Raw genomic sequence first — 24,240 nt, 5'->3', positions numbered from 1 at the left:
CTCGTTCGCAGTTGCTGGAAAGCGCAACTGCGAACATTTTAAGCAGACATAGGCACAGCTTCAACACTACCAATATAGCTGGTAGTTGTTATGGGTGGAGAAGTCGGCTTAGCAATCAAATAACCTTGAACAAAAGTTGCTCCCCGTTCCCGTACCCAATCGAACTCCTCCAAAGTTTCCACACCTTCAGCAACAGTTTTAATCTCTAATTGAGCGGCAACTTCTAACATTTTTTCAGTAATTAGTGCCTTATAATAATCTTGATGGACGTTGCGAATTAATTGCATATCCAACTTAATAAAATCTGGACGCAACTGGTGCATCAAATTTAAATTTGAAGAACCGCTGCCAAAATCATCCATTGCAATTAAAAAACCCGCTTCTCGGTAAAACATCAGAATCTTAATCAAGTGATCCATATCAGGAGGGTGCTGAGATTCCGCTACTTCAAAAACAATATTGCTGTGAGGAATTCCCGATTCATCAATAGCCTGCACCGTCATTCGCAGGCACGTAGCGGGATCGTAAACGGAAGTCGGAGAAAAATTAATAAAAAGCAGTTCTTTGATATCGTGGACTTTGGCTTCGCGAATAGCGCGAGTCCGGGCTAGAGCATCTAGCTGAAAAATCATGCCCGCTGATTCAGCTTGACCAAAAATCCGACCCGGAGGAATTAAGTTTCCTTGCTCGTCAATTCCTCGGAGTAGCGCTTCGTGGGCAAAAATCTTAGAAGTATCTGAGGTATAAACAATCGGCTGAAAATGCGTAGTAATGCGTTCTTCGGACAATAAATCTAATAGCCAATCCGACTGGCTGAAGTTAATAAACGAGTCTAAGGAAGTGCTGCGATAAAAATCGCTAAATTTTGGTTGTTCAGCTTCGCGCATCCACAAAACTTTTGTCTCTTTCAACTCTTGATTTGTCAGCAACGAGGATGCTAGGGCGCTAAACTTTTCTCTCGCTATTCCCTCAAGGATCACATACAGACACTTGCTCTCTTCTAAAAGCTGGAATTCAAGTTTAGCCTTTGCCAGTGCAGAAATAACTTTTTTCAGCGTGTGCGATACTGGAAACCACAGGTATAAACCTCCGCTGCCCTCTATTTTTTCGGGTACTGTTTCGCAGCGAGAGCAGGAGCCGAAGGTTTTGCCACTTCTTTGCACTAGAATATCCTCCGATTTTTTGGTAGAGTTTAAAAATGTTAGCAATTAATCCTCATTATAAGCTAATTCAGCGATTAATACATCTATCTCAAGATTTACATCTTGATGAACTTGTAGTTAAAAATTATTGCAGTATTTTTATGTGCCTGTGGTTTCAAACTTTGGTGAAATATTTAAGCATTGAGCAAATACCTGTAATCAACACAGTCCCAAATCCCAACAGAGGGAGAATACTAAGATTTGTTGCTCTAATTCTTTACGCCTTATTTTCTGATTCGCTTTGCAAAAACAGCGACTACAGTTATTTTTTTGGCAAAGGGGAATCAACACGCACGCGCGGCGCAGCTATCCTGAGCAGGAATCGCCCGATCGCCAATTTGTGCTCCACCATAAGTATAGAACGCCGAGCGATCGCCCAAACAAAATTCCCACAAACTCAATAGCTGCGGCATATCCGATTTAATTTGAAAATCGGGATGACAGGATTTGAACCTGCGACCCCCTCGTCCCGAACGAGGTGCGCTACCAAGCTGCGCTACATCCCGAATTTAGTCAATATACTTTTAGCATATCACTCAGGTAAAAACTTAGCAACCTCGTATATAATGTTTTGTAAAACATTACTCAGGCGGAGACAGGCGTGACAGTTAAGCCCCAGTGGTTGCGAGTTAAAGCCCCCCAGTGGGAGCGCGTCGGCAATGTCAAAGAAATTTTGCGGGATCTATCCCTAAATACGGTTTGCGAAGAGGCATCGTGTCCGAACATCGGCGAATGCTTCAGCGCAGGTACTGCGACATTTTTGATTATGGGCCCGGCTTGTACCCGCGCCTGTCCTTACTGCGACATCGATTTTGAGAAAAAGCCCCAAGCTCTAGATCCGACGGAGCCCGAAAGATTGGCGCAAGCAGTGCAGCGACTCAAACTCAACCACGTCGTGATTACCTCTGTTAACCGGGACGATTTGCCGGATGGGGGCGCATCTCAGTTTGTCGAGTGCATTCAAGCTGTGCGATCGACAATGCCCGATACAACTATAGAAGTTTTGATTCCCGATTTGTGCGGCAACTGGCAAGCTTTAGAAATTATTCTCGCAGCTAAGCCCGATGTACTCAATCACAATACCGAAACGGTAAAACGACTTTACCGCAAGGTGCGGCCGCAAGGAAAGTACGATCGCACCCTCGAACTTTTACAGCGCAGCCGCGAACTCGCACCGGGGGTTTATACCAAATCCGGGATCATGGTCGGACTGGGAGAAACAGACGCTGAAATTCGGGAGGCGATGCAGGACTTGCGGGCTGTTGGCTGCGATATTTTGACAGTTGGACAGTACCTGCAACCGACTCAAAAGCACTTGAACGTAGAAACTTTTGTGCCGCCGGAACAGTTTGATGCTTGGAGAGAGTTTGGCGAATCTTTGGGATTCTTGCAAGTTGTCGCTTCTCCCTTAACTCGCAGTTCCTATCACGCCGAACAGGTGAGGGAACTGATGAAACTTTACCCGCGCTAGCAATTTTCATCTGAGTTAACTCGCGCCCGATCGCACAATTTTCACTGAAACTCGATCGGGTAACAGCATTGATGACAAGTTAAGCCGGAGGCTGCATTTGTCCAGCAGCCATTAGGCGAGCAATTTACTCGGATTTTGGATCGCAAACTGAGATTCCGGCGAGCTTAGGGAGGGCAATATTTATGCCCGCTCACCCCCAAATCGCGAATTTTACACTCTTAAAAAGCATTTTTTTGAGTAATATTACGGATTGACAAATGCAACGCCAGTCTTAAATTTTAATCACAGCGGTAATAGCGGCGAAAAACCTACACTTTCTGTGCCAGCGGGAGTGCAAAAGAGCCTGTTTTTGATGGTGTTCATATTCGGTGAGGTTAAGTCCCAAGCCCCAGCCCACACCCAAAAAAGTTAGAGATCGATCGCCCCATCCCACTCGAAACCTACGCTAAATAAATGGAGCAGCCGGGTTTTTTGCTCGAATTTCTGAATTTAAACCGATAATTTTCAGGAAGCAACCCCATTGCTTCGCCATCCGCCAACTGGGTCGGGCAGGCGGCCGAAACTCTCAAGCTCATATTCTGTAAGGGATTAAACTTCCACCAAACTCCAATAGATATGATCGAGAGGGCTAAATATATAAAGTTTTATTAAAAAAATCCCTATTTTTCCGAAGTGATCGGGAACCAGGTTATTGGTGATGAAGATTAACTTAACTTCTGACGAAGGTCACTTGTTTTTAGCTGGTCATTATCTATACTAGCTACATAAACAAAGAAGTACAACGCACTTTTCGGGCCTTCAACCTGTTACATCAGAAAGTTCTTAGCGTTTTCCCGAATCTTGGTAAAACAAGTGGGGCAGCCAAAGCTCGATCGAACAACAGCACAAAAGTCAGGAAAGTTAGTCAAGAAACAAACAGCGGTGATGCTTCGTCTTAACAAAGTGGGCATCATAATTATAAAAAACCGCTAAGCGTAGCATCTTTTCACCCGGAGCAATTGAGAAAATCACTATGCCAGCCACCTCTTTTTACGCTCAAGCTGAATTCGACGAACAACTGCGAGTCAATCCCTTGCAAGATGTAGATGTGTTGGATGAAGATGCTGAAGAAGCTGGAGACGAACCCATCGACCAAGACTCAGCAGAGACTGAAGATGCCGACACAGCATCCAAATTGCAAAAAAATGCCAGCCGTCGCACTACAGATTTAGTGCGCCTGTACTTACAAGAAATCGGTCGGGTGCGTCTCTTGGGTAGAGACGAAGAAGTCTCCGAAGCTCAAAAAGTTCAGCGCTACATCAAATTGCTGGAATTGCGCAACACCGTTGCCTCCCAGGAAGAAGGGCTTATTGGGCGCTTCGTGCATCTAATTGAGGTGCGCGATCGCCTGTCTGCACAGTTGGGACACAAACCTTCCCTAGAACGCTGGGCATCAACCGCTGGCGTCGAGGACGTGCCAGAACTCAAGCGAATTATGGCAGAAGGCAAGCGCCAGTGGGCCGAGTTAGCAGAGATGACAGTGGAGGCGATCGAAAGAATTCAAGCCGAAGGCGTCGAAGCTAAAGACCACATGATTAAGGCGAACCTGCGCCTGGTGGTTTCGGTGGCAAAAAAATATCAAAATCGCGGTTTAGAATTGCTCGATTTAATACAAGAAGGTACTCTCGGACTGGAGCGAGCTGTCGAAAAGTTCGACCCGACTCGGGGCTATCGGTTTAGTACATACGCCTATTGGTGGATTCGGCAGGGAATTACGCGGGCGATAGCGACTCAAAGCCGCACCATCCGCCTCCCCGTCCACATCACCGAAAAACTTAACAAAATCAAGAAAGCCCAGCGCAAAATTTCTCAAGAAAAAGGTCGCACAGCGACTATTGAAGATATCGCTGTCGAGCTGGACATGACAGCGCCCCAAGTCCGAGAAATTTTGCTGCGAGTCCCCCGCTCTGTTTCTCTGGAAACTAAAGTGGGCAACGAAAAAGATACAGAGTTGGGCGACTTGCTCGAAACCGACAGCATCTCCCCAGAAGAAATGCTGATGCGAGAAGCTCTGCACCGCGACTTGCAGCAACTGCTGGCAGATTTGACCAGCCGCGAACGCGATGTAATTCTGATGCGCTTTGGTTTGGGCGACGGACACCCCTACTCGCTGGCAGAAATCGGTCGCGCTCTCGACTTGTCCCGCGAGCGAGTCCGCCAAATTGAAGCCAAAGCTTTGCAAAAACTCCGCCAACCCAAGCGCCGCAACCGCGTGCGCGACTATCTGGAGTCTCTGGGCTAAAGGGGGTGGGTGTGCATTTATTATCAAAATTAATGGGTTTAAAACCCCGTACTTGTAGGACGGCTTTGTGTTAGAATGTATATACCGAGAGCAAAAAACGGATATCTTGAGAGTAAAAGTCAGGCCGGGGCCGGTTCCGGCAAACGATATAAACTGATTTGTATTTGTACCGATGGATGGTCGGGAAAGGAAACTGTCTGGGCACTTCCGTGCGTCGGGGATATGTGGGTAACTACAGATCCAGATAGTGGGTGAAAAACCGTAAGGAAACAACCAGAAAATCTAAATCGTGAGGTTTAGAAGCTTTGCCCTTTTAGGGCGGAGTAATGTCACTGTCCGTTTCAGGATCGAAGTAGAAGGCAGAAGGCAGAAAGCAGAAGTAATATTTTCTACTTCAACAGGATTTCTCTGTCCTCTGTCTGCGGCTTTCGGGGCAGTTTGCCATCGAAAATTATCAAAAACTAAATTTTTCCTCAACCTTTTTTCAATAAGCTCTGATATTTGCAAAATATCTCGATCTTTGTGTATGATTGTCAATAGGCAGACTTTCTTGAGAGGGTCACTATGGCACTTTACACCGCGTCCTCATTCAAATCCGAACTCAATGACAAAGGCTGGCGGATGACTCCTCAACGGGAGACCATCTTGCACGTTTTTCAGAACCTCCCCAAAGGCAATCACCTGAGCGCCGAGGATTTGTACACTTTGTTAAAAAATCGCGGAGAAAACATTAGCTTGTCCACCATTTACCGAACTTTAAAGTTAATGGCAAGGATGAGCCTGCTCCGCGAACTCGAACTAGCCGAAGGTCATAAACACTATGAAATAAACCAGCCTTACCCGCACCACCACCATCACTTAGTCTGCGTTCAGTGCAACAGAACGATCGAATTTAACAACGATTCGATTTTGAAAATTGGCATGAAGCAAGCTGAAAAGTCTGGGTTGCACCTGCTAGACTGCCAGCTAACGATTCATACGGTGTGCCACGAAGCTTTGCGGATGGGATGGCCGTCTTTGGTTTCCAGCAATTGGTCTTGTCCGAGGTCGATCGCCACCAACGGCAGCACCGCCCTGGATGCAATCGAGTGACCATACACTATTTTCGCATTTCAAGTACAGATTGTTACAATTATTAACAAAAAACTTCGGCGTAACTGCGATCGCAGTTACGCCGAAACCGGGTTTCTTCAGGAAAATAGATCGTTTCAGGAATGAGTCGGGAACCAGAAACCCGATTTATTTGATGTCGGGTTCGCAAATCCGGTGCTAAAAAGTTTGGCTCAACAAATCGTGGCTGCTGACGCCGTAACTGCGCCCTTGCTCGATCGAGCGCGTCTTTCGTCGGAGTATCAAAAACTCCGCTGATCGAGCCTGTGTAAAAGCCGAGGCCTTGCAGCCGCGTTTGCAATTACTGAATGCTCGATCGAGAGTTGAAACTGCTGCTGCTAATTGGAACAGCAGGAACAGCCACCCGCCCAGCTAATCCGTTTTGCAGCGCAGCCAAAGTCGCCGGAGTGGCAATACCCGTCGCCGGCGACAAATTGCGTTCCCGCTGAAACGACAGCACCGCCCACTCAGTCTCGGCTCCAAATACTCCATTGATCGGGCCTGGGTTTTTACCCAGACTCTTGAGCGCGGACTGAAGCTCTCGGACACCAGGCCCAGTATCACCCCGCCGCAAACCCGCTGCGACTGGCTGCTGCGCCTGTGCAGCTTGCTTGTTGCCTTGCCGCAAAGCCGATCGAGTGCTGCGATCGACCCTTCCAGTCCCGAACAGCCCGGAATCTCTCTGAAACCGGATCAAAGCTGCTTGAGTTGGTCGATCGAACCAACCGTGAATCTGGCTCCTGTAATAACCCAATTGTTGCAGCCGCCGCTGCACAAATTCTACTTCTGGGCCTCTGTCCCCCAACTCCAGAAAATCTCCGGCATTACTCTGCTGGTCATTTTCCCCAGGAAATAAGGTAATTTGAGCTGCCCTCATCTGGGCATCGATAGCAGTCAAAGTAGCAGTGTCAGCGCAGCCGTCAGAAACGAGATTGTAATCTTGCTGAAAACGAGTCACAGCGTAGAGAGTGCGTTCGCGAAACTTGCCGTCAACGCCGCCTTCAAAATAGCCCAAAGCTTTTAACTGCCGCTGGATCAAGTCTACCGTCGCCCCTGTGTCCCCGAACCGCAGTCCCTTGCAACCGCCATTTCCCGAAATATTCCCTGGAGGCGTAACGGGGGAAACCGGCCTAGTGGAACCAAACAGCAAAGCTAAAGTTTGCCTGTCTGCAACTCCTGTCACCCGCAGTCGATTGATTCGCTGGAAGTATCTCACCGCATTCAGAGTAACTTCGCGAAAATTCCCTGTGGGATTCGCCTTGAAATAGCCTAGCTGCTGCAACCTGCGCTGGAGGGCCGAAACATCTGCGCCTGTGTCTCCAAAACGCAGCTCTTTATAGTTTGTATAAGTAGTTTTAAAAGGTCGATCGTCCTCGGCTAAACTGTTGAGTGCGGTCACAGTAGCCGGATCAGGTCTACCAGTCAGCGACAGTTGATAGTCTCGCTGAAAGTTAGTCAGAGCTTGTTTTGTTACCTGGCCGAGCTGACCGGTGGAAGTTCTGGGAAAATAGCCTAGATCCCGCAACCTGTCTTGAACAGAGCGCAAATTGGGATTTCCCGGATCTATTTGAGCAAAAGCCGAACCGGCTGCACTCAAAACCGACAGCATCAAAGCCAGAGACAGCAAACGCACATAAGTCTGACTTGAAAGGTTTTGCCACTTGGGTGCATCAAAAATTTTCGACTCTAGTGCGGGTGCTTCGCAAACAAGAGCAAGTTCGAGGTAGGCGAGGGATTCCATAACTTTTTACTGTGAAATTGTGGCTGTGGTATCTGGACAAACTCGCAAAGCTGAGCTTTGGGTTGCTAAAAATCTATTAAGGCTAAGTTTTACCTGTTTTGGCGAAGCACCCGTGTTTGAAAAAAAATTGCCTTCAAAAATAATTACAGGTAATAACCAAGATAGCATCGCTGTTTATGGAGCAATACGCTTGGGTTAACAATTTTTATTGCCCGGAGAACCCCCTCGCATCCCCCGATCGAAAAGGGACTTTGATCGAGTTCTTGTTCCCCCTTTTTTTAAGAGGGCTAGGGGGGATCAGCCTGATCCCAAGCGTATTGGTTTATATAGACGCGAGAGTCAGGAAAATAGTTTGCAGCCACATCTTAGCCTTGATGGCGGAAAAATGACCAGTTTTTGCGTATTTTTGGCTAAAACTTTCTTTTGTGGTCGCTAAAAAAAATATGTTTTGACTATAAATTAAAAATCCCCACCTTTGCTAGGTGCAAACAGGGCGGGGACTTGATTGGTTGACTATTCTGTAAAAATGGGACATTAACTTAAATTAAGCCGAACCGATCGCAAATTAAAGCTATTCCGGCTGCAAACACAGTAATTCCCAACGCTACCAGCGGGTTTTGTCCTCTGCTCACCGCAAAAGAAGTGACCACCCCAGCTCCTAAAGCCGCAGTTACAGCAGCAGTCGCCAAATCTCGATCGGGACGTTTGTCGTACATATTTTTGATTGTTGGTAGCTGTGAAGCTGAAAACTTAGATCTTGTAATCAAAGCTATCACTCTTGCTTCTGCTGCGGTGACAAAAGCCTACGCTTTGCAACTAAGCTTAAAATTTTGCTAAGTTTCTTAACATACTCTCATTAACAACATAAGTTTAAATTATGTATCTTCGAGTTTTTCTGTTGAGTTTTAGCTATTAAAACCCTTTGTATGCTGAGCTTTCATCCCAAATTTAAGATTTTGCTGGGGCGATCGCACCTACAGTCTCAGCGTCTCAGATGGCAATTCCCAATATCGTAAATAAATTTACCTTGACTTTTAGAATTAAATGTGATTAGAGCTTTGTGAAACTGGAGATTAACCTTAGACTTATTTCATAAATTTTTGATAGAGCCGGTCAACCGCAGATCGAGGCAGATAGACGCAGATAAACGCAGATAATTTCCAGATATGAGAGCGAATGAATGCAATTGCTCGTAAGAGTAAAATCATGATGACTGAAGTCCGAACGATCAAACCGATCGCTGTTCTTTTACAGGACTTGAGATGAGGCATTGTCCTATTCGCCTTCAACTTTTTCGGTATTCCCGCCCTTCACCCAACCTTCGCGGTTGCCATCCTCAACTCGAATTCGCTGCCACTCTTTGTCCGGCGAATCTTCCAAAACCACGACTTTTTCCTTGTAACCAACGCCGCCAATGCGGTTCGAGTCTCGGTTGCCGCTATCCCGCAGAATTAAGCCGATCGGCTGAGTTACCAGAGCTCGGTAAGCTCCCGGTTCCAGCGGTTTCGGAGACGGGGCATCGCTAGAAGTAGAAACAGGGCTGGCCTTGTCTGTCGGCTTCACCCCAGCCCTGGCAATCTGAACGGCTGTTTTGTCGTTGGGAAAAACAGGTCTTTCCGGCGGAGTGCTTAGCTTAGAGGCAAAGTAAACGGCTGCCGCCACGCTAGCGCCTGCCATCAGTACGATCGCTAGCAGAAAACCCACTAAAAACTTGAAAACGCTATATACACTGTTCATATGAAGGAAGAGTTGACAGTTGACAGTTGACAGTTGACTGAAGGAACAAGGAAGAGTTGACAGTTGACCGCAAGCATCGGGAATCGGGAATCGGGAATCGGGAATCGGGAATCGGGAAATTTGGGCTGGGCGGGATAGACTCTGGGAGGAAAATTTCAGCTTCTGCCGAATGCCGAATACTGTCTGCACAATGTCTTCGATCGACTATCCCTGAATCCGGCGGCTCAAACTGCCGTATCTCGAAGCAAGGCGAGCTTTCCCAGCAGCAGCCCAATCTTGGAGAAACTGGATTTGTTCGCTCGCGGTTCTGGCTAAAGGCACCATCTGACTAGCTGATTCTAAAATATCATCTGTCGTAAAGTCTCGATTTTGGCTAAACCCAATGTGCATTGCTTCAATCAAAGTTTGCTCGATTTCGGCTCCTGAAAAATCGGGAGTTTCGTAAGCCAAGCGCTCTAAATCGTAATTTTTGATGCAGTGCGATCGCAAGCGCAACAAATGTACCTCAAAAATCGCCTGCCGTTCCTCCTGAGTGGGCAAACCCACAAAAAATATTTCGTCAAACCTGCCTTTTCTGAGCATTTCCGGCGGCAAAGACTGGATGTTGTTGGCGGTGGCGACGACAAACACCGGCGAAGTTTTTTCGCCCAACCAAGTAATAAAAGTTCCGAATACGCGGCTGGTTGTCCCCGAATCGCCTTTACCGTCTAATCCCGAAAAAGCTTTGTCAATCTCGTCAATCCACAGCACGCAGGGCGCCAAAGCTTCCGCTAGCTGAATCATTTGTCTGGTGCGCGATTCCGATTCGCCGACTAATCCGGCAAACAAGCGCCCCACATCCAACCGCAGTAAAGGCAAATGCCAGTGGTGGGCGATCGCCTTTGCGGTTAAGGATTTTCCGGTTCCTTGAATTCCGACTAACAATAAACCTCTGGGATGCGGCAAACCGTATTGGCGGGCGCGATCGGAAAAAGCACCGCCGCGTCGTAGCAGCCATTCTTTGAGATTGTCCAAACCGCCGATATCGGAGATGTTTTCGCGGGCTGGGTAAAAATCGAGAATTTGAGTTTGGCGGATGGTTTGGCGTTTTTCTTCTAAAATCAGTTCTGCGTCGTCGGGATGCAGTTCGCCTCTAGTGGCGATCGCCTTTGCCAAAACTCGGCGAATTCGTTCGATCGACAATCCTTGACAGGAGCGCACCGTTTCGTCCAGCAAACGCCCTTCTATGGCTTGTCCGGTAGATCCTAGAAGTCTTTCGACCTCAATTTTGATTTCCGCCGCCGCAGGCAGGGGAAACTCCAAAACTGTGATTACTTCGCTGAGGTCTTCCGGGATCGAAACTATCGGAGATACGATGACAATATTTTTGGGTACAGATTTGAGGAGTCTCGCCAAATTCCGCAGCTTGCGGGAAATCGCCACATCTTCTAAAAACCGCTGAAAGTCCCGCAGAATAAAAATTGCCGCCGCGGATGCTGGCAGTTTTTCGATAAATTCTAAAGCTTGCAAGGGGTTGCGCTTGCCAAAACCGGCATCGTTGGGATTGCCTTGGTAGCCGTCAACAAAATCCCAGATGTAGACGGCGCGAGCACCCTGTTTTTTGGCGCATTGGGCGATCGCCACTTCTACGCGCTCTTCTTCCCGTGTGGGAATGTAAATTAGGGGATAGCGCGATCGCAGCAGCAGTTCAAACTCGTCGCTAAAAATAGTCATTTGTCAGTTGTCAGTTGTCCGTTGTCAGTAGCCAGTAGTCAGTAGTCAGTAGTCAGTAGTCATTAGTCATTAGTCATTGGTTATGCGTTTTTAATCATTAGTCATTAGTTATGCGTTTTTAATCATTAGTCATTAGTCATTAGTTATGCGTTTTTAATTATTAGTCATTAGTCATTGGTTGTGCGTTTTTAGTCATTAGTCATTACTCATTAGTCGTGGGTTTTTAGTTATTAGTTTTTAGGTCGTCTTATTATGAGGTTTTGGTTATGCTACATTTATTAGTTGTTAGCTACTGACTGCTGACTAATGACCAATGACTGCTGACTAATGACTAATGACTAATGACTAAGGCAATTGCCGTTTAAGTGCTGCTAGAGATGCCCAGCGACTGTCCGATGCAGCTTCTGAGCTTTCTGTCTCTGCATCATCCTCATTTAAATCTATTCCAGGACATTGAGTATCGCATAGCTGTTTGTGCGGCAGTTCCAAACACATTTGCTGATACACCCAATCACTTGGAGAAAAATATCCACCAGGGGACAAGTTTTCCACCAAATCTTCTAAATCAACTTCAAATTCTCCTGAACTTGAATCTGTCTGAGTTTCTTTTTCTTCCAGCCAAATTATTTCAGATGATTGGAGTTTCAAACGGTGATTATATTGTTTCAGGCATCTGTGACAGGTGAGAGTCACAATTGTTTCTGCTTTCGCCTTCACCTCTAGATAATTCCCTTGGTGAGTCACTTGCAGCCGCCCCCGCACCGGAGTAAGAGTTTCTAAATCGGGGAGAATTTCTTCAAAATCAATGACCTCTTTCCGCTCGGTTTTGGTGAGTAGATGAGGGATATAAATTGTCTCCATAATTATCTTTCGCCGTTTGATTATCCTCGTCTCAAGGCAAAAGTCAAAAGGAATAGCTAATTTTTGGCTTTTTCCTTTTTCCTTTTTCCTTTTTTTCCCAGAAAGAATTGGTTTAAAGCCGGAACCCTTTTAGGGATAAATTAAAATCAGACTATTCATTACTCGAATCCTCTTCCTTCTAGGTAGAGGTCGCACTCAAGCAGTCAACTGTCAACCTGTTTGCTGTCAACTGTCCCAGGTCAACTGTCCCAGGTCAACTGAATGAACGTCAGCGCAGCCGCACTACCAAACGCCGATCGGCATCTTGTCCTTGACTGTAAGTTTCTATATCCTCACATTCGCTCAAAAAGCTGTGGACTTGGCGGCGTTCTGCCGAAGACAGAGCTTTGAGTTCAACTTCAACTCCCGTCGATCGCGCTTGATCTGCTGCATACTCAGCCATCGATCGCAATTCCTCTTGGCGGCGGAGGCGATAGCCATTGAGTTCAACTGTATAAGGAATGGGCTCCTCTGACTCGTTACCTATGTTAGCAACCGTGTTGCAGAGGTACTGAATGGCATCTATTACATCACCGTCAGGCCCGACTAAAATCGCCACTTGTTCTGGACTCAGATTGCTTTCATCTATTGTCATCCAATAGCAATCTTTTTGTTGTTCGCATACCACTTTTGACGGAATTTCGGACAGTTTTAGCAATTCTTCTAACCATTGCTGTCCGCGCTGCATTTGAGATTCTTTCATTTTAACAATCAAGCCTTTTTCTTAGAACGCTTGGGCTCAAAGGGAAGTGCATCTAATCCCTGTTCTTTTTGGGTTTTCGCCTCTGCTTCGTCCACGATTTTTTGGAGGTTTTCGGGCAGCGGTTCTCTAGACAAAATAAACGATTGAACTGTTTGGAAGATGTTAGCAATCAGCATATACATCAACACGCCGGCGGGCAGCGGGAAGAACAAAAACATCCCCGAAAATATTACAGGCGTCAGTTTGTTAACTGTGGCCTGTTGGGGGTTGTCGTTTGGCCCTTGTGCTTGTCCCGAAAGAGTTTGGTTGATATACAAACTAATGCCGAAGCCGAGGATCATTACCAAAATGTCCCAGTGGATTGTACCGTCTGGGTCGATCGCGCCAACGCGGCCTAGAGCTTCGATAAACAGGAATCCTTTGTTGGTAGCCAATCCGGGGATTGTGCCTTGAACTGTGGCTTCACCGGGCGCTAAGGCGACGATGTTGCCCTGTTCGTCTACCTTGACGAATTCTTCGCCTTTGATCACTTTCCAGCGGGGAACAAAATCAACTTCGCTCTTATTTTCTGTCGCTAAAGCTTCCAGAGGTTTGCCGTCTGGTGTTTGAAAATCAATCTTGGTTGTGCCGCCGACTGCGAGTTTGTCGCCGCCTGGAATCACCCCCACAACTGGAGCATGAAAAGTACCTGTGACGTAAATATTTTGGGGCGGTGTAGCAAAAGCTTGCGGTTGAACAGCTTCGATTTGTTCTTTTGGCAAAACTTGAACATTAACGCTGTAATTTATGTCAGAAAACGGCGAACCCCTGAGCGTCGCAAACAGTGCAAAAAGCACTGGCATTTGCAGCACCAACGGGAAGCATCCTGCTAGAGGATTGCCAAATTCTTTGTATACCTTGCTCATTTCCTCCTGCTGTTTGGCAGGATTTTCTTTATAGAGTTTTTGAATTTGATCTACTCGCTCTTTCATCAACGGCTGGGCTACTTTCATGCGTCGCATATTGCGAAGAGAGCCTGCGTTGAGAGGATAAAGAGCAAAGCGAATCACGAGCGTCAGAGATACGATCGCTAAACCGTAGCTTGGCACGATCCCGTAGAAAAAATCTAGGATCGGGAGCATGAGGTTGTTGGAAAGAAACGAGATACCAAAATCCATTCGCTTTGAGTTAATTTAGGTGCTCTTTGATTTGCTGTTGAGAACGAATTGCATCCGCTGGATGCGGGCTGCCTCAACTTTTAGGCTTTTGTCTATATCTTAGGACATTGCCCGTCGATCGACCGCCCGGCCCGCGGTTTTTTTGTCATGAGTTTGCCAATAGTCGCACTAATTTCGCCCTCAAATCAGGGTGAAAGCGGTTCGGTTATTTAGCTTTGGCCGCGTTGGCTTTTTGAGCTGCTGCGGGCAGTTTTTCGTTAATGTAGTCATACATTGCTCGAAATTTCGGAATCGATCGCAGTTCCAAGCGGCTGCCATTTTTCATTGTCAGCACCATGTCTCCGTAACTTCCGAAACCGCGAGGTACTGTGACGATTTTGACTATATCTGAGTAGATAACGTCTGTGCGTTCGCCCCCCATCCAACCGCTAGTTACCGACACTCGGCGGCTGGTGATCCGATAGCGCAGCCACAGAGCCCGGACAATTGATCCTACTGCCAGGGGGATTCCCACCACAGTCAGCCCCAGAAGTAAGTTGATGATCAAGTCTCCAGGCGCGGGGCCGCCTTCATAATATACTTCCTCTCGAATTCCCATCTAGTACCTCGGCTTCTACCAACAACTGCTCTAATTCTTGCAGAATTTCTGCATAATTGCACTCTTGTGCGATCGGACGCACGACAATTACTAAATCCCACCCGAATTTTAATCGGGGCAATAGCTGTCGCAAAGCTGCCCGAATCTGGCGCTTAATCCGGTTGCGGACTACAGCGCGCTTGCTAACCTTAAGGCTGATAGAAATACCTGTGCGAGTGGGCTGCAAGGATTTCTCGACTGTCGTCGGTTTGCTTGATTCGACGCTTTTGGGTTTACGCAGAGCTCTTAAGCTGAAATGAGCGGAGTTGCGGCGCATTCCCTTGCGGTAGACGGCGCTGAAGTCTTTTCGGTGCTTGAGTCGGTTTGTAGGAGGCAACATGGCGTTGGGCGTGCGTTGAGGCTTCTCAACCCAGAGTGCAGTGCTAGACTGCGAGGCGGTGGCGACCTTTGCTGCGGCGGGCCTTGATTACCAATCGACCGGTGGCGGTGCGCATTCTGGCGCGAAAACCGGATGTTCTTTTTCTTTTGCGGCTGGTTCCGTGCAGGGTTTGCTGTGTCATTTCGGTTTCTCCCGGCTTGTTACTTTACTTTTGATTAATATTCACAATCTTCGAGTTTACCATACAGTGGTTTTCTTTGCAATATTTTTTTATGATTTGAAATGAGAGTAAGACTGAAGTTGCGATATCCCAATGAAAGCGTACACAGAGATTTTTCAAAGGTAGATAGCTATGGTGGTTCCATACGTTGGAGGGTGTCAATGTGGGCAGATTAGATACGAGATTCAGGCTGAACCCCTAACTCTTTATGTTTGTCACTGCACAGAATGTCAACGACAATCGGCTAGTGCTTTTGGAATGTCAATGCCAGTTCCTCGTGATGCCGTGACCATTCTTCAAGGGGAACCAAGGCAATGGAGCCGGGTGTCTGAGAGTGGGCGTGAAGTCATCTGCTTTTTTTTGTGGTGAGTGCGGTACGCGGTTGTTTCATAATCCCACTCGTAATCCCAATATCACTAACATTAAGCCTGGAACACTTGATAATACGAGTTGGTTACGACCTGTTGGCAATTTGTGGACTCAAAGTGCTCAACCCTGGATAAAGTGCAGTGAGGAGATGCTTAATAGACAAGATTGCAAAATTCATTTTAATCAAATTTTGTAACAGGCTCTCCGGCCTGTTCCACAAGAAAAAATGTTTTTTGTGGAACGGCATCTTGCCCGTCCTAGTTATTTTTGCAAGAGGTCTAATTAGGAAGGACAGCCCACTCCAAATGAGTTCTCACAGTTAATTGTAAGGTTTTCTAACGTGTCGCAGTACAACAACGCTGTTGCAGCGGACTGAATCAATCCGTTGGTGCTGGGGGATTATAAACTGCTGACATCTATTATTGAAAGCATTGCCAAAAGAATTGGATGTTTAAGAAACAATGGGTTAAAATGCCACATATAGCCAACCGGAAAAAACAGATGGATGCCACACTATTAAATCCTAATCCGAATCCTAATGAAAAAGTGACTATTGTCCGCACAGAAAGGGGGCTTACGATCGCGGGAACACGCATAACTCTTTATGATGTAATAGATCATCTCAAAGCCCAGTATCCCCCTAAATTCATTCGCGATGTACTTAACCTTACGGATGAGCAGTTGGGCGCTGCCATTTCCTACATTGAGTCGCACCACAAAGATGTAGAAGCTGAGTATCAAGAAGTTTTGAAATCAGCCGAAGAAACTCGGCAGTATTGGGAAGAACGCAACCGCGAACGCTTTGCTCGCATCGCTGCAACTCCCCCTCGCTCTGAATATGAAGCTGCGCGAGTCAAACTTCAGGAACGAAGAGCGCAGCGGGAAGCAACAAAGCAATGATGATTCTGGCTGACTACAATTTGAATCGGCAAGCTCTCTTGATTTTGGGAAGTCTGGTGGCAGGAGGGTGGTTAGATATTGCTCCCATTCGGTTAGTGACATTTCAAGACATTGGCTTACCATCTAATAGCGACGATCGAGTTGTTTGGAGATTCGCTCAATCTAATCAGATGCTTTTATTGACGGCAAACCGTAATGCAAAGGGTGAAGACTCTCTGGAACAGGTGATGCGGGAAGAAAATGAGCCAACTTCATTTCCAATTATTACCATTGGCGATCCGGATCGGGTTAACGAATATGATTATCGAGAGCGTTGTGTTGAAAAGCTTGTAGAAATCGCGATCGATATCCAAGACTATATGGGAGCAGGTAGGTTATTTATTCCGTAATCTGAATAACCGCTACGGTGAGTTTGAACGAAGGCTCTTCGAGGTTCTAGCCAAAAGCGGTGAACGGGTTTTTGTCTTGGGCGTTGCAGGTGATCTGCTTGTCGCCAACGCAGTCAAGGATGGCTTCTTCGATGACAAACACGTCGCTGGAATGGCGTTGGACGTAAGCAGCAGCGACGGGTTTCAGAAGAGTTTTCCAATGACGTTTACCTACTGGGTCACTGACGCCGGCGTTGATTTCATCAAGAGGTTCTCTCAAGGGGAGAACATTGCGTGACAAGGTGGCTAACCCTTCGTTCGAGCCGCCCCCCTCCGGTTTGCGGTCTCCGTGGGCGGCTCAACTCAAACGTTAGGCTACTTTCGCTACAGGCTGTTATAGCACAGCCTACGGCAAAATCGATTGTATTGCCTTGAAGTACCGCCAGATTGCGATCAAACCGCACAGCACTGTCACCACCAAAGCCCTAAACAAAGTTGTCGCACCTACTATCCTATACATCCGGTAATCGATCGGGATCGATACCTTGCGATCGCAGCATTTCCTCTAATCGTTCTACACGTTGCTGGGCTTGTTCCTTCGCGAGTCGCTCTTGCTCCTTCGCCAGTCGCTCTTGCTCTGTGCGTTGTCTTTCCCGCTCTTCAGGGCTTAGTTCGCGATCGCCCGCTGCGTCGTACCACGTTAAAATCTCCTGGGACAAGCCACCTACCAAACCCCGATAGCGTCCAATTCCCAACCCCACCTCCGGCATCCAGTAAGGTTCGCCAATTTGTAGTTGATAAACGCCATTTTCGAGTTTGTACAGTTCAAAGGGTTGATGGCGATCGCGCTGCCAAAATTCGGGGTTATAAATTAGGTAATACAGCACGCCTAACTCGGCGTAGAGCTCCAGTTTTTCGTCATATTCGCCTCCGGGACGGTGGGACACCATCTCCAACACAAAAATCGGCACCACCTCGTTTTCTTCCCAAGTGGCATAGCTGCGCCGCGATTTTCCTCCCTTCTTGCGCTCTACCCCCAGACTCAGGAAAGCATCAGGAACCACGGGCACTTTCGGACTCACGCCAGTAGTGTGATACACCGCCATATCGACGCCGAAGTACCAGTCCATCCGCGCTGACCAGAGGTAAATCAATGACAGCAGCAGCAAATTGGGTAACAGGTTCTGGTCTTCGTTATCCACGGGCGTATCGTCCGAACAGGGCAGGTCGGCAGTGCTGGGCAAATTTTTTTGCAACAGAGGCTTGGAAATCACCGGAGGAACCGCCAGAGAAACTTAGTTGATACTATTGTACCGTAGCTGACATTAAAGGAAACACAGTTAAATTCATCCGTGTATCCGTATCAACATCCGTGTCGCGCGTGGCTTCATTTCAGTTCAACATTTACAGTAGCAGACATCCCAGGTGCAATCCGTGATTCATAGCCTTTAATGCTTTCGGCATCAAACACAACTTTCACCGGAATCCGTTGCACAACTTTGGTGAAATTTCCCGTCGCATTGTCGGGAGGTAATAAGGAGAATTGAGCGCCAGAAGCAGGGGAGAAACTATCGAGACGACCTTCAAATTTGCGGCTGCCAAAAGCATCTAATTTGATTTCTACTTTTTGGCCTGGTTTCATGTTTGCCAGTTGCGTTTCTTTGAAGTTGGCAATTATCCACAAATCGTTGCTGACGATCGCCATTAACGGAGTTCCCGGCTGCACCCGCTGCCCGATTTCAACGGATTTGCGCCCGATTTGTCCGGCGGCGGGAGCGGTGATATTCGTGTAGGAAAGTTGCAGTTGAGCGTCTTTCACCGAGGCTTCCGATTGGCCGATCGCAGCCTTAGCAGCATCATACTGCGATCGACTGACTTTAGTTTGTTCGCCCGTAGCTTCAGCCTGTTGCAATCCGCCCTTCGAGGTAGCAAGTTTAGCCGCTGCGGTGGTGATACCTTCCTGCGCTACAGCGACTTTAGCTTGCGCGGTGGCGATACCAACTTTGGCCCGCGCTACTTGAGCTTCAGCTTGTTTGACGCCTTCTTGAGCTTGGGCGACTCCTGCTTGGGCTGCGGTTACGCCTTCTTTGGCTTGGGCTAAGCGCGCTCTAGCTTGGGCAATTCCTTGTTGGGCGGCGGTGGTTTGGGCTTGGGCTACTTCGTAGGCGGCTTTGGATGCGTCTAATTGCTGGCGGGCGATCGCACCTTGAGACTGCAAGCTTTCGTAACGTTTATAATCAGCTTGCGTTTTAACGAGATTAGCTTGCGCTTGCACTAATTGAGCTTGCGCCGCGGCAATTCCGGCTTCGGCTTCCGTCACTTTGGCTTGTGCTTGGGGAATTCCGGCTTCAGCTTGGGCGACTTTGGCGATGGCGGCGGGCACGCCAGCTTCGGCTTCAGCAACGGTAGCTTCGGCTGCGGGTACGCCTTGTTGGGCTTCTCTAATTGCTGCTTGGGCGGTAGAAATCGCAGCATTCGCACCGCCGATATCTCCTTCGGCTTGGGCTGTTTTGCCTTGGCTGGTTTGAGAGGCTAGGGAAATATTAGCTTGCGCTGCTTCGGCTTGGCGACGGGCGTTTTCTAAGGCTGCTTGGGCTTGTTGGACTTTAACTTGGTAGTCGCGGGGGTCGAGTTTGATCAGCAGTTGTCCGGGTTTTACTTGTTGGTTGTCTTGTACTAAGACTTCGCCGACTGTACCGTTGACGCGGCTGCTGATTTGGTGGATGTGTCCGGCTACTGTGGCGTTTTCGGTTTCTTGGTGGATTGAGCTGTATTGCCAGTAATGGTAGCCGAAGTTGCCTGCGGCGATCGCCCCGAGGCCCAGCGCTGCTAAAATTATCGCTTTGGTGGGCTTTTTCTTCGGTGTTTCCGGCGCCGGCAGGGGTGCTTGGATTTCTGTTTCTGGGCCTGTTTTGACTTCGGCGGGGGCGCTGACTTCTATTTCTGGGGCTGGCGTGACAGGCACCATTTTAGCTTGGGTGTCGATCGGCTTTTCTAATACAGCTACTGCTTTGCCGTTGCCGTTGAATTCTGCTGGGTTGATTTCGTTTGTGCCTTTCATGGTATTTGACTCCTGATTCTTTAGTTAGTAAGATGTCGTTTGTTTAGGGTACGTAGTTTTTATTTAGTAAGACTGCTTTTTTTGGTGTTATCAAAGAGGGTGCGTAGTATTTTTCGGTTATTTGTAATGTAGGGGTGGTAGATGCTGCTGCGCTTCACTCGCAAGAGCGATTTGTCGGTTTAGGAAAGATTGAGAATCGCCCGATCGATCAATTGGGAAAACAGTTCGCGATCTGCCTCTGAAAAGCCCTCTACAGCTCGATCTCGGATGGAAGCTACCAGCGGGGGCAGTACCTCTTGCAGTTGGGTGCCTGCGTCTGTCAGCCAAATGCGCCATATGCGTCGATCGCGCGTGTCTCTCTCGCGGCGGACTAAGCCTCTTTCTTCCATGCGATCGAGTACGCCTGTCAGTGTCCCGCCTACCTGTTGCAGTTTGTCGCCAATGCTGGAAGTTGGCAAACCGTCTTCTTGCCACAAGCAACACAGTACCAGCCAGTGAAAAGGTGTCAGCCCAAAGGGTTCGAGTCCTTCTTGCAGCCGGCGGCTGCCTAGCTGTGCTAGCAGTTTGATGCGGTAGCCCAGGCTGTGGGGGGCGAGAACGTCGTGCCACTGGGCTAGATTTGTGCGATCGACAGTGGATGTAGTAACCATCTGTTTATTAGTTAGCGTTCGTACTATCAGTGTAAAATGTTTCTGGGGAACTGTCAAGGGGCGATCGGCAAGTTTTTGGTGAAGCTAGTACCCCAGTGGCGGATGTCCTTCTGGAGAAGTGTGTTTACATTTCTTAATTGTTCTTAAACTAGAAAGGGTAAATCTAGTTTGCGATCAGAATTTATGTTGCTTCCAGCCGATCAACGTACCAAGTTAGACAACACCGACGATACACTGTTCTATTCCTCTCCTCGGTTTGTGACTCATGTAGATGACGGGTTTATTCAGCAACTAACCGATTTGTATCGGGAACGGCTGAAGCCGAATACTCGGATTTTTGATATGATGAGCAGTTGGGTTTCTCACTTCCCCGATGAGATGCAATTTGCCCATGTCGAAGGACACGGGATGAATCAAGAAGAGTTGGCAAAGAATCGCAGACTGAATCATTATTTTGTCCAGAATTTGAACGCAAATCCTAAATTGCCGCTGCCGGATGCAGAGTTTGACGCTGTTGTCAACTGCGTTTCGGTACAGTATTTGCAACACCCGGATGCGATTTTTGCCGAGATTCACCGCATTTTAAAGCCTGGTGGCGTAGCAATTATGAGCTTTTCCAACCGGATGTTTTATCAAAAAGCCATTGCAGCTTGGCGGGAAGGTTCGGAGGGCGATCGGGTAAAATTAGTCCAGGGTTACTTTGATGCTGTCAAAGGAGCGAACATACCCGGATTTAGCCAGCCCGAAGTAATTGTTCGCAAGCCTAACTTGCCTAGTTTTATGCAAATGATGCGAATAGCAAGTGGCGATCCGTTTTATGCAGTAGTTGCTTACCGCCAAAGTTAGGATTTTTTTAATGTTTGTAGTGAGGACTTTAGTCCTAGGATTTTTATGAGGACTAAAGTCCTTACTACAAACTTGCCCGGAGTTGAGTAATTATACAAACTGTTACTCTTCTAGCCATTCTGCGTAACCGCAAGCAAGCAAATGCTTTTTCAATTTAGCAATAGCTTCAGCATCCGGTGCATCGGTTGAACCGACCCCATATACATCATTCAGAACAAGATAATAATCTTTACCTGTACAGTGTGCCATGACTTCTGCTAAATTGCGATCGGACATTTCACCGTAAAGCAGTGCCAAAAGCGGAAAATAATCCTCCTGTTTAACTCCGTCAGGAAAAGCACGTTGAATCAGCTTGTAGGTACTCGACAAATAATGTTCAATAGCAACTTTCATTGTTAGTTTCCCGTTAAACGACACGGAGGGTGGACGTACACGCTGAAATCAACACCTTGACCGCTGATTGCCCTAACAGCTTTAGCATCTGCTGTCATGGTTGTGATGCCCAACTGGTCGCCTGTTCCCAAAATTATTATATCATTTGCGCCTAAGTTTCTAGTTGTCTGCAAATTTAACGATCTAGCAGAAGGATTGTCGCGAATGACAGTCACTCTCTGGAGGAATCGACTTGCTCGCGCTTGCTCCAAGGCACCTGCTATGCTTTGAACAATATTAGTCAACTCATTAAAAGCCGTCTGAGTCATCACCATTTGCTGTCCTTGCACGTATTGTCGCAACTGAGCGCGGACTGGCGAATTTTCCGAAATAAATGCAATTCCCGTGCTAGTATCTAAATTGAGCATTTAAACAAAAAATACAAATCCATCACAATTATACTGTGAAACCATATCAGCAAATAGCGATCGATGAATGCGGCGAACCTTTAGTGCCAATTCCCCCTGAACATTTTGCGTTTGAAACGCCGCACCCTTATCAAAAGTTGGGTGCTCCATATCATAACAGCAAAGCAGATTCGCCTTACTATTTGCGGCAAGGAGTTGTAGATAGTTTAATCGCCGCTAAAATTCAGCTACAGCAAAATTATAAAACTTGGCAAATCCTAATATTTGATGCTTACCGGCCGGTGGAAGTTCAGCAATTTATGGTAGATTATACTTTTAATCAAATTGCCGTAGCTCAAGGCTGCGAATTTCCGGTTTCCGAAGACAAACGCCAAGTGATTATAGAACACGTATATCAATTTTGGGCTGTACCGAGCATGGATCGCACTACGCCTCCCCCTCACAGTACAGGTGCCGCTTTAGATGTAACTTTAGTGGATGAAAATCATCGCCCAATTGATATGGGTTCTCCGATTGATGAAATATCGGAACGTTCTTATCCCGATTATTTTGCTCGTAGCAAGGAGCCGCACAAACAAGAATATCACCGGCGCAGGCAAATATTAAAAGATGCAATGATAGCTGCTGGTTTTCAGCAGCATCCTAACGAGTGGTGGCATTTTTCTATTGGCGATCAGATGTGGGCTTGGTTGACAAATCAAAAGAATAGTGGTAGTCAATTTGTGGCACGATATGGCCGCTATTAATGGAGTACGCAGTTATCAGAAATTTGGTTGATGAGGAATTCTGTACCCAGAAAGTAGAAAAGCTTTCTGGGCATAAATCATTTGTATCACCATACACGGAGGCTATTGCCAGCGGGGTAGCGGTGCTTTAAAATTAATGAGAGCGAACAAGTGCAGGCAAATCGAGCCAGCACCGCAAACCCTAAAGGATAACTCAGAGTTCACCCAATGAAAGCACTCATCCTCTCTGGCGGCAAAGGAACACGCTTGCGTCCCCTCACCTATACGGGTGCTAAGCAGTTGGTTCCTGTGGCAAATAAGCCGATACTGTGGTACGGAATTGAAGGAATTGTGGCGGCTGGGATTACGGATATCGGGATTATTATTAGTCCCGAAACCGGGGAAGAGGTGAAGGTAAAAACGGGAGATGGATCTCGCTTCGGTGCAAAAATTACTTATATATTGCAAGCAGAGCCGGCGGGACTCGCTCACGCCGTGAAAGTGGCCAGACCGTTTTTGGGCGATTCTCCGTTTATTATGTATTTAGGAGATAACTTAATTCAGAATCAGTTAGATCCGTTTTTAGAGATTTTTCACAATCAGAAACTAGACGCTCTAATTTTGCTGCGTCCAGTTCCCAATCCCTCTGCTTTCGGTGTTGCAAAAGTTGATGAAAACGGGCGAGTTTTGCAGTTAGTAGAAAAACCCCAAGTTCCGCCGTCGAATTTAGCACTGGTGGGGATTTACTTTTTTGCTCCTACTATCCACGAGGCGATCGATCAAATTCAACCTTCGCCCCGCGGTGAACTCGAAATTACCGATGCTATCCAACAGCTCATCAATCAGAAAAAACACGTAGAAGCCTGCAATTTAGAGGGTTGGTGGCTGGATACGGGGAAAAAAGATGATTTGCTGAGTGCCAACCAAATCATTTTAGATAGCTGTATCGTAGCTTCAACTGAATTAAAAGTAGACTCCAAAAGTCAAATAATCGGGCGAGTGCAAATAGGCGAAGGCAGTGAAATCATTAATTCTACAGTTCGCGGGCCTGTGGTAATTGGGGAAAATTGCCGGATTGAAAATTCGTTTATCGGGCCTTACAGCAGTATTGCCGATCGCGTGACGATGATTGATGCTGATATCGAACACAGTGTGATCTTGCAGGGAGCAAAAATATCTGGCATTCACCAGCGAATTGTGGACAGCGTGATCGGACAGCGAGCTCAAATTACCAATGCGCCGCCGCGTCCGAAAGCTCTGCGGTTTATGATCGGTGATGACAGTCAAATCGAGTTAGCTTAACTTGGGA

At 47.3% G+C, this 24,240-nt stretch carries 30 protein-coding genes and 1 tRNA gene; 11 read left to right on the top strand and 20 right to left on the bottom strand.

Annotation, left to right across the window (positions count from 1 at the left end; all coding sequences use genetic code 11):
* Positions 1-38: 38 nt before the first annotated feature.
* The 3 genes from QUB68_RS09100 to QUB68_RS09090 form a co-directional block, all read right to left on the bottom strand.
* Positions 39-1,163, bottom strand: coding sequence for an EAL domain-containing protein (locus QUB68_RS09100; RefSeq protein WP_332991480.1), 1,125 nt, complete (start codon positions 1,161-1,163; stop codon positions 39-41).
* A gap of 323 nt (positions 1,164-1,486) precedes the next feature.
* Positions 1,487-1,615, bottom strand: a complete 129-nt coding sequence (locus tag QUB68_RS09095) for a hypothetical protein (RefSeq protein ID WP_332991478.1) — start codon at positions 1,613-1,615, stop codon at positions 1,487-1,489.
* A 19-nt stretch (positions 1,616-1,634) separates the two neighbouring features.
* Positions 1,635-1,708 (bottom strand) — tRNA-Pro (locus tag QUB68_RS09090).
* 95 nt (positions 1,709-1,803) lie between these two features.
* Between QUB68_RS09090 and lipA the strand changes: the two genes are divergently transcribed.
* The 3 genes from lipA (at position 1,804) to QUB68_RS09075 (ending at position 6,046) form a co-directional block, all read left to right on the top strand.
* On the top strand, positions 1,804-2,673 hold the full coding sequence (lipA, locus tag QUB68_RS09085; RefSeq protein ID WP_332991476.1) for a lipoyl synthase: 870 nt from the start codon (positions 1,804-1,806) through the stop codon (positions 2,671-2,673).
* Between the two features lie 1,012 nt (positions 2,674-3,685).
* Positions 3,686-4,954: an RNA polymerase sigma factor SigC gene (gene sigC, locus QUB68_RS09080; protein WP_332991474.1), complete on the top strand. Its 1,269-nt coding sequence runs from the start codon at positions 3,686-3,688 to the stop codon at positions 4,952-4,954.
* Positions 4,955-5,518: 564 nt separating this feature from the next.
* Complete coding sequence (locus QUB68_RS09075; RefSeq protein ID WP_332991472.1) at positions 5,519-6,046, top strand: transcriptional repressor; 528 nt, start codon at positions 5,519-5,521, stop codon at positions 6,044-6,046.
* Positions 6,047-6,089: 43 nt separating this feature from the next.
* On the opposite strand, the gene QUB68_RS09070 is transcribed toward QUB68_RS09075, so the two are convergent.
* Together QUB68_RS09070 and QUB68_RS09065 are read right to left on the bottom strand one after the other, a co-directional pair.
* Positions 6,090-6,365, bottom strand: coding sequence for a peptidoglycan-binding domain-containing protein (locus tag QUB68_RS09070; protein ID WP_332991470.1), 276 nt, complete (start codon positions 6,363-6,365; stop codon positions 6,090-6,092).
* Complete coding sequence (locus tag QUB68_RS09065; protein WP_332991468.1) at positions 6,366-7,805, bottom strand: peptidoglycan-binding domain-containing protein; 1,440 nt, start codon at positions 7,803-7,805, stop codon at positions 6,366-6,368.
* Positions 7,806-7,824: 19 nt separating this feature from the next.
* On the opposite strand from QUB68_RS09065, the gene QUB68_RS09060 reads away from it, so the two are divergent.
* Positions 7,825-8,004, top strand: a complete 180-nt coding sequence (locus QUB68_RS09060) for a hypothetical protein (RefSeq protein WP_332991466.1) — start codon at positions 7,825-7,827, stop codon at positions 8,002-8,004.
* 340 nt (positions 8,005-8,344) lie between these two features.
* Here the strand turns inward: QUB68_RS09060 and QUB68_RS09055 are convergent, their stop codons facing one another.
* The 9 genes from QUB68_RS09055 to rpmH form a co-directional block, all read right to left on the bottom strand.
* The gene (locus tag QUB68_RS09055; protein WP_332991464.1) at positions 8,345-8,521 is read right to left on the bottom strand and encodes a hypothetical protein; all 177 of its coding nucleotides are present in this window, start codon (positions 8,519-8,521) and stop codon (positions 8,345-8,347) included.
* Between the two features lie 559 nt (positions 8,522-9,080).
* A complete protein-coding gene (locus QUB68_RS09050) occupies positions 9,081-9,542 on the bottom strand; it encodes an SH3 domain-containing protein (protein WP_332991461.1) in 462 nt (153 codons plus the stop codon).
* Positions 9,543-9,746: 204 nt separating this feature from the next.
* The gene (locus QUB68_RS09045) at positions 9,747-11,255 is read right to left on the bottom strand and encodes an AAA family ATPase (RefSeq protein WP_332991459.1); all 1,509 of its coding nucleotides are present in this window, start codon (positions 11,253-11,255) and stop codon (positions 9,747-9,749) included.
* Positions 11,256-11,600: 345 nt separating this feature from the next.
* A complete protein-coding gene (locus tag QUB68_RS09040; protein WP_332991457.1) occupies positions 11,601-12,116 on the bottom strand; it encodes a YceD family protein in 516 nt (171 codons plus the stop codon).
* Between the two features lie 268 nt (positions 12,117-12,384).
* Positions 12,385-12,858, bottom strand: coding sequence for a Jag family protein (locus QUB68_RS09035; RefSeq protein ID WP_332991456.1), 474 nt, complete (start codon positions 12,856-12,858; stop codon positions 12,385-12,387).
* Between the two features lie 8 nt (positions 12,859-12,866).
* Positions 12,867-14,015, bottom strand: a complete 1,149-nt coding sequence (gene yidC, locus QUB68_RS09030) for a membrane protein insertase YidC (RefSeq protein WP_332991455.1) — start codon at positions 14,013-14,015, stop codon at positions 12,867-12,869.
* Between the two features lie 205 nt (positions 14,016-14,220).
* Positions 14,221-14,613 carry a PH domain-containing protein gene (locus QUB68_RS09025; RefSeq protein WP_332991454.1) on the bottom strand — a complete coding sequence of 131 codons (393 nt, stop codon included), beginning with the start codon at positions 14,611-14,613 and terminating at the stop codon, positions 14,221-14,223.
* Positions 14,585-14,992 carry a ribonuclease P protein component gene (gene rnpA / locus QUB68_RS09020; protein ID WP_332991452.1) on the bottom strand — a complete coding sequence of 136 codons (408 nt, stop codon included), beginning with the start codon at positions 14,990-14,992 and terminating at the stop codon, positions 14,585-14,587. The genes QUB68_RS09025 and rnpA overlap by 29 nt, the downstream gene beginning before the upstream one ends.
* Positions 14,993-15,035: 43 nt before the next feature.
* Positions 15,036-15,173 (bottom strand): 50S ribosomal protein L34, encoded by a 138-nt coding sequence (gene rpmH, locus QUB68_RS09015; protein ID WP_006632320.1) that lies wholly within the window; start codon positions 15,171-15,173, stop codon positions 15,036-15,038.
* A 171-nt stretch (positions 15,174-15,344) separates the two neighbouring features.
* On the opposite strand from rpmH, the gene QUB68_RS29950 reads away from it, so the two are divergent.
* From QUB68_RS29950 to QUB68_RS09005, 4 genes are all read left to right on the top strand, one after another.
* Positions 15,345-15,581 (top strand): GFA family protein, encoded by a 237-nt coding sequence (locus QUB68_RS29950; protein WP_442923057.1) that lies wholly within the window; start codon positions 15,345-15,347, stop codon positions 15,579-15,581.
* Positions 15,547-15,777 (top strand): GFA family protein, encoded by a 231-nt coding sequence (locus QUB68_RS29945; RefSeq protein ID WP_442923056.1) that lies wholly within the window; start codon positions 15,547-15,549, stop codon positions 15,775-15,777. The genes QUB68_RS29950 and QUB68_RS29945 overlap by 35 nt, the downstream gene beginning before the upstream one ends.
* A 305-nt stretch (positions 15,778-16,082) precedes the next feature.
* Positions 16,083-16,481 (top strand): DUF433 domain-containing protein, encoded by a 399-nt coding sequence (locus QUB68_RS09010; RefSeq protein ID WP_332991451.1) that lies wholly within the window; start codon positions 16,083-16,085, stop codon positions 16,479-16,481.
* Positions 16,478-16,870, top strand: coding sequence for an ACP S-malonyltransferase (locus tag QUB68_RS09005; protein ID WP_332991449.1), 393 nt, complete (start codon positions 16,478-16,480; stop codon positions 16,868-16,870). The genes QUB68_RS09010 and QUB68_RS09005 overlap by 4 nt, the downstream gene beginning before the upstream one ends.
* Before the next feature lie 46 nt (positions 16,871-16,916).
* On the opposite strand, the gene QUB68_RS09000 is transcribed toward QUB68_RS09005, so the two are convergent.
* From QUB68_RS09000 to QUB68_RS08985, 4 genes are all read right to left on the bottom strand, one after another.
* Positions 16,917-17,150 carry a hypothetical protein gene (locus QUB68_RS09000; RefSeq protein ID WP_332991447.1) on the bottom strand — a complete coding sequence of 78 codons (234 nt, stop codon included), beginning with the start codon at positions 17,148-17,150 and terminating at the stop codon, positions 16,917-16,919.
* A gap of 211 nt (positions 17,151-17,361) precedes the next feature.
* Positions 17,362-18,051: a Uma2 family endonuclease gene (locus QUB68_RS08995; protein ID WP_332991445.1), complete on the bottom strand. Its 690-nt coding sequence runs from the start codon at positions 18,049-18,051 to the stop codon at positions 17,362-17,364.
* A 185-nt stretch (positions 18,052-18,236) separates the two neighbouring features.
* Positions 18,237-19,910, bottom strand: a complete 1,674-nt coding sequence (locus tag QUB68_RS08990; protein WP_332991442.1) for an HlyD family secretion protein — start codon at positions 19,908-19,910, stop codon at positions 18,237-18,239.
* Between the two features lie 179 nt (positions 19,911-20,089).
* Entirely contained in the window at positions 20,090-20,560 is a 471-nt protein-coding gene (locus QUB68_RS08985) for a MarR family winged helix-turn-helix transcriptional regulator (protein WP_332991440.1), read from the bottom strand.
* A 183-nt stretch (positions 20,561-20,743) separates the two neighbouring features.
* Here QUB68_RS08985 and QUB68_RS08980 point away from each other — a divergent pair, with 183 nt between their 5' ends.
* Positions 20,744-21,406 (top strand): class I SAM-dependent methyltransferase, encoded by a 663-nt coding sequence (locus tag QUB68_RS08980; RefSeq protein ID WP_332991438.1) that lies wholly within the window; start codon positions 20,744-20,746, stop codon positions 21,404-21,406.
* 102 nt (positions 21,407-21,508) lie between these two features.
* Here QUB68_RS08980 and QUB68_RS08975 read toward each other — a convergent pair whose 3' ends face one another.
* Positions 21,509-21,799: a DUF3349 domain-containing protein gene (locus tag QUB68_RS08975; RefSeq protein WP_332991436.1), complete on the bottom strand. Its 291-nt coding sequence runs from the start codon at positions 21,797-21,799 to the stop codon at positions 21,509-21,511.
* A 2-nt stretch (positions 21,800-21,801) separates the two neighbouring features.
* Positions 21,802-22,206: a DUF1308 domain-containing protein gene (locus QUB68_RS08970; RefSeq protein WP_332991434.1), complete on the bottom strand. Its 405-nt coding sequence runs from the start codon at positions 22,204-22,206 to the stop codon at positions 21,802-21,804.
* A gap of 35 nt (positions 22,207-22,241) precedes the next feature.
* On the opposite strand from QUB68_RS08970, the gene QUB68_RS08965 reads away from it, so the two are divergent.
* Entirely contained in the window at positions 22,242-22,952 is a 711-nt protein-coding gene (locus QUB68_RS08965) for a M15 family metallopeptidase (protein WP_332991432.1), read from the top strand.
* Between the two features lie 207 nt (positions 22,953-23,159).
* On the top strand, positions 23,160-24,233 hold the full coding sequence (locus QUB68_RS08960) for a glucose-1-phosphate thymidylyltransferase (protein ID WP_332991430.1): 1,074 nt from the start codon (positions 23,160-23,162) through the stop codon (positions 24,231-24,233).
* The last annotated feature ends 7 nt before the right edge of the window (positions 24,234-24,240 follow it).

The organism is Microcoleus sp. A006_D1, from assembly GCF_036702805.1.
In the GTDB taxonomy this organism is placed as follows: Bacteria; Cyanobacteriota; Cyanobacteriia; order Cyanobacteriales; family Microcoleaceae; genus Microcoleus.
This window is presented reverse-complemented; position numbering and strand designations above follow the sequence as displayed.

Excerpts from the sequence above, each read along its gene's own strand:
- QUB68_RS08990 (WP_332991442.1), bottom strand. The coding sequence starts at position 19,910 with ATGAAAGGCACAAACGAAATCAACCCAGCAGAATTCAACGGCAACGGC.
- QUB68_RS09035 (WP_332991456.1), bottom strand. The coding sequence starts at position 12,858 with ATGAAAGAATCTCAAATGCAGCGCGGACAGCAATGGTTAGAAGAATTG.
- sigC (WP_332991474.1), top strand. The coding sequence starts at position 3,686 with ATGCCAGCCACCTCTTTTTACGCTCAAGCTGAATTCGACGAACAACTG.
- QUB68_RS09025 (WP_332991454.1), bottom strand. The coding sequence starts at position 14,613 with ATGGGAATTCGAGAGGAAGTATATTATGAAGGCGGCCCCGCGCCTGGA.
- yidC (WP_332991455.1), bottom strand. The coding sequence starts at position 14,015 with ATGGATTTTGGTATCTCGTTTCTTTCCAACAACCTCATGCTCCCGATC.
- QUB68_RS09050 (WP_332991461.1), bottom strand. The coding sequence starts at position 9,542 with ATGAACAGTGTATATAGCGTTTTCAAGTTTTTAGTGGGTTTTCTGCTA.
- QUB68_RS29950 (WP_442923057.1), top strand. The coding sequence starts at position 15,345 with ATGGTGGTTCCATACGTTGGAGGGTGTCAATGTGGGCAGATTAGATAC.
- QUB68_RS09040 (WP_332991457.1), bottom strand. The coding sequence starts at position 12,116 with ATGGAGACAATTTATATCCCTCATCTACTCACCAAAACCGAGCGGAAA.
- QUB68_RS08980 (WP_332991438.1), top strand. The coding sequence starts at position 20,744 with ATGTTGCTTCCAGCCGATCAACGTACCAAGTTAGACAACACCGACGAT.
- QUB68_RS08985 (WP_332991440.1), bottom strand. The coding sequence starts at position 20,560 with ATGGTTACTACATCCACTGTCGATCGCACAAATCTAGCCCAGTGGCAC.
- QUB68_RS09095 (WP_332991478.1), bottom strand. The coding sequence starts at position 1,615 with ATGCCGCAGCTATTGAGTTTGTGGGAATTTTGTTTGGGCGATCGCTCG.
- QUB68_RS09075 (WP_332991472.1), top strand. The coding sequence starts at position 5,519 with ATGGCACTTTACACCGCGTCCTCATTCAAATCCGAACTCAATGACAAA.
- rnpA (WP_332991452.1), bottom strand. The coding sequence starts at position 14,992 with ATGTTGCCTCCTACAAACCGACTCAAGCACCGAAAAGACTTCAGCGCC.
- QUB68_RS08975 (WP_332991436.1), bottom strand. The coding sequence starts at position 21,799 with ATGAAAGTTGCTATTGAACATTATTTGTCGAGTACCTACAAGCTGATT.
- QUB68_RS09005 (WP_332991449.1), top strand. The coding sequence starts at position 16,478 with ATGATGATTCTGGCTGACTACAATTTGAATCGGCAAGCTCTCTTGATT.
- rpmH (WP_006632320.1), bottom strand. The coding sequence starts at position 15,173 with ATGACACAGCAAACCCTGCACGGAACCAGCCGCAAAAGAAAAAGAACA.
- QUB68_RS09055 (WP_332991464.1), bottom strand. The coding sequence starts at position 8,521 with ATGTACGACAAACGTCCCGATCGAGATTTGGCGACTGCTGCTGTAACT.
- QUB68_RS09010 (WP_332991451.1), top strand. The coding sequence starts at position 16,083 with ATGGATGCCACACTATTAAATCCTAATCCGAATCCTAATGAAAAAGTG.
- QUB68_RS08960 (WP_332991430.1), top strand. The coding sequence starts at position 23,160 with ATGAAAGCACTCATCCTCTCTGGCGGCAAAGGAACACGCTTGCGTCCC.
- QUB68_RS09045 (WP_332991459.1), bottom strand. The coding sequence starts at position 11,255 with ATGACTATTTTTAGCGACGAGTTTGAACTGCTGCTGCGATCGCGCTAT.
- QUB68_RS09065 (WP_332991468.1), bottom strand. The coding sequence starts at position 7,805 with ATGGAATCCCTCGCCTACCTCGAACTTGCTCTTGTTTGCGAAGCACCC.
- QUB68_RS08970 (WP_332991434.1), bottom strand. The coding sequence starts at position 22,206 with ATGCTCAATTTAGATACTAGCACGGGAATTGCATTTATTTCGGAAAAT.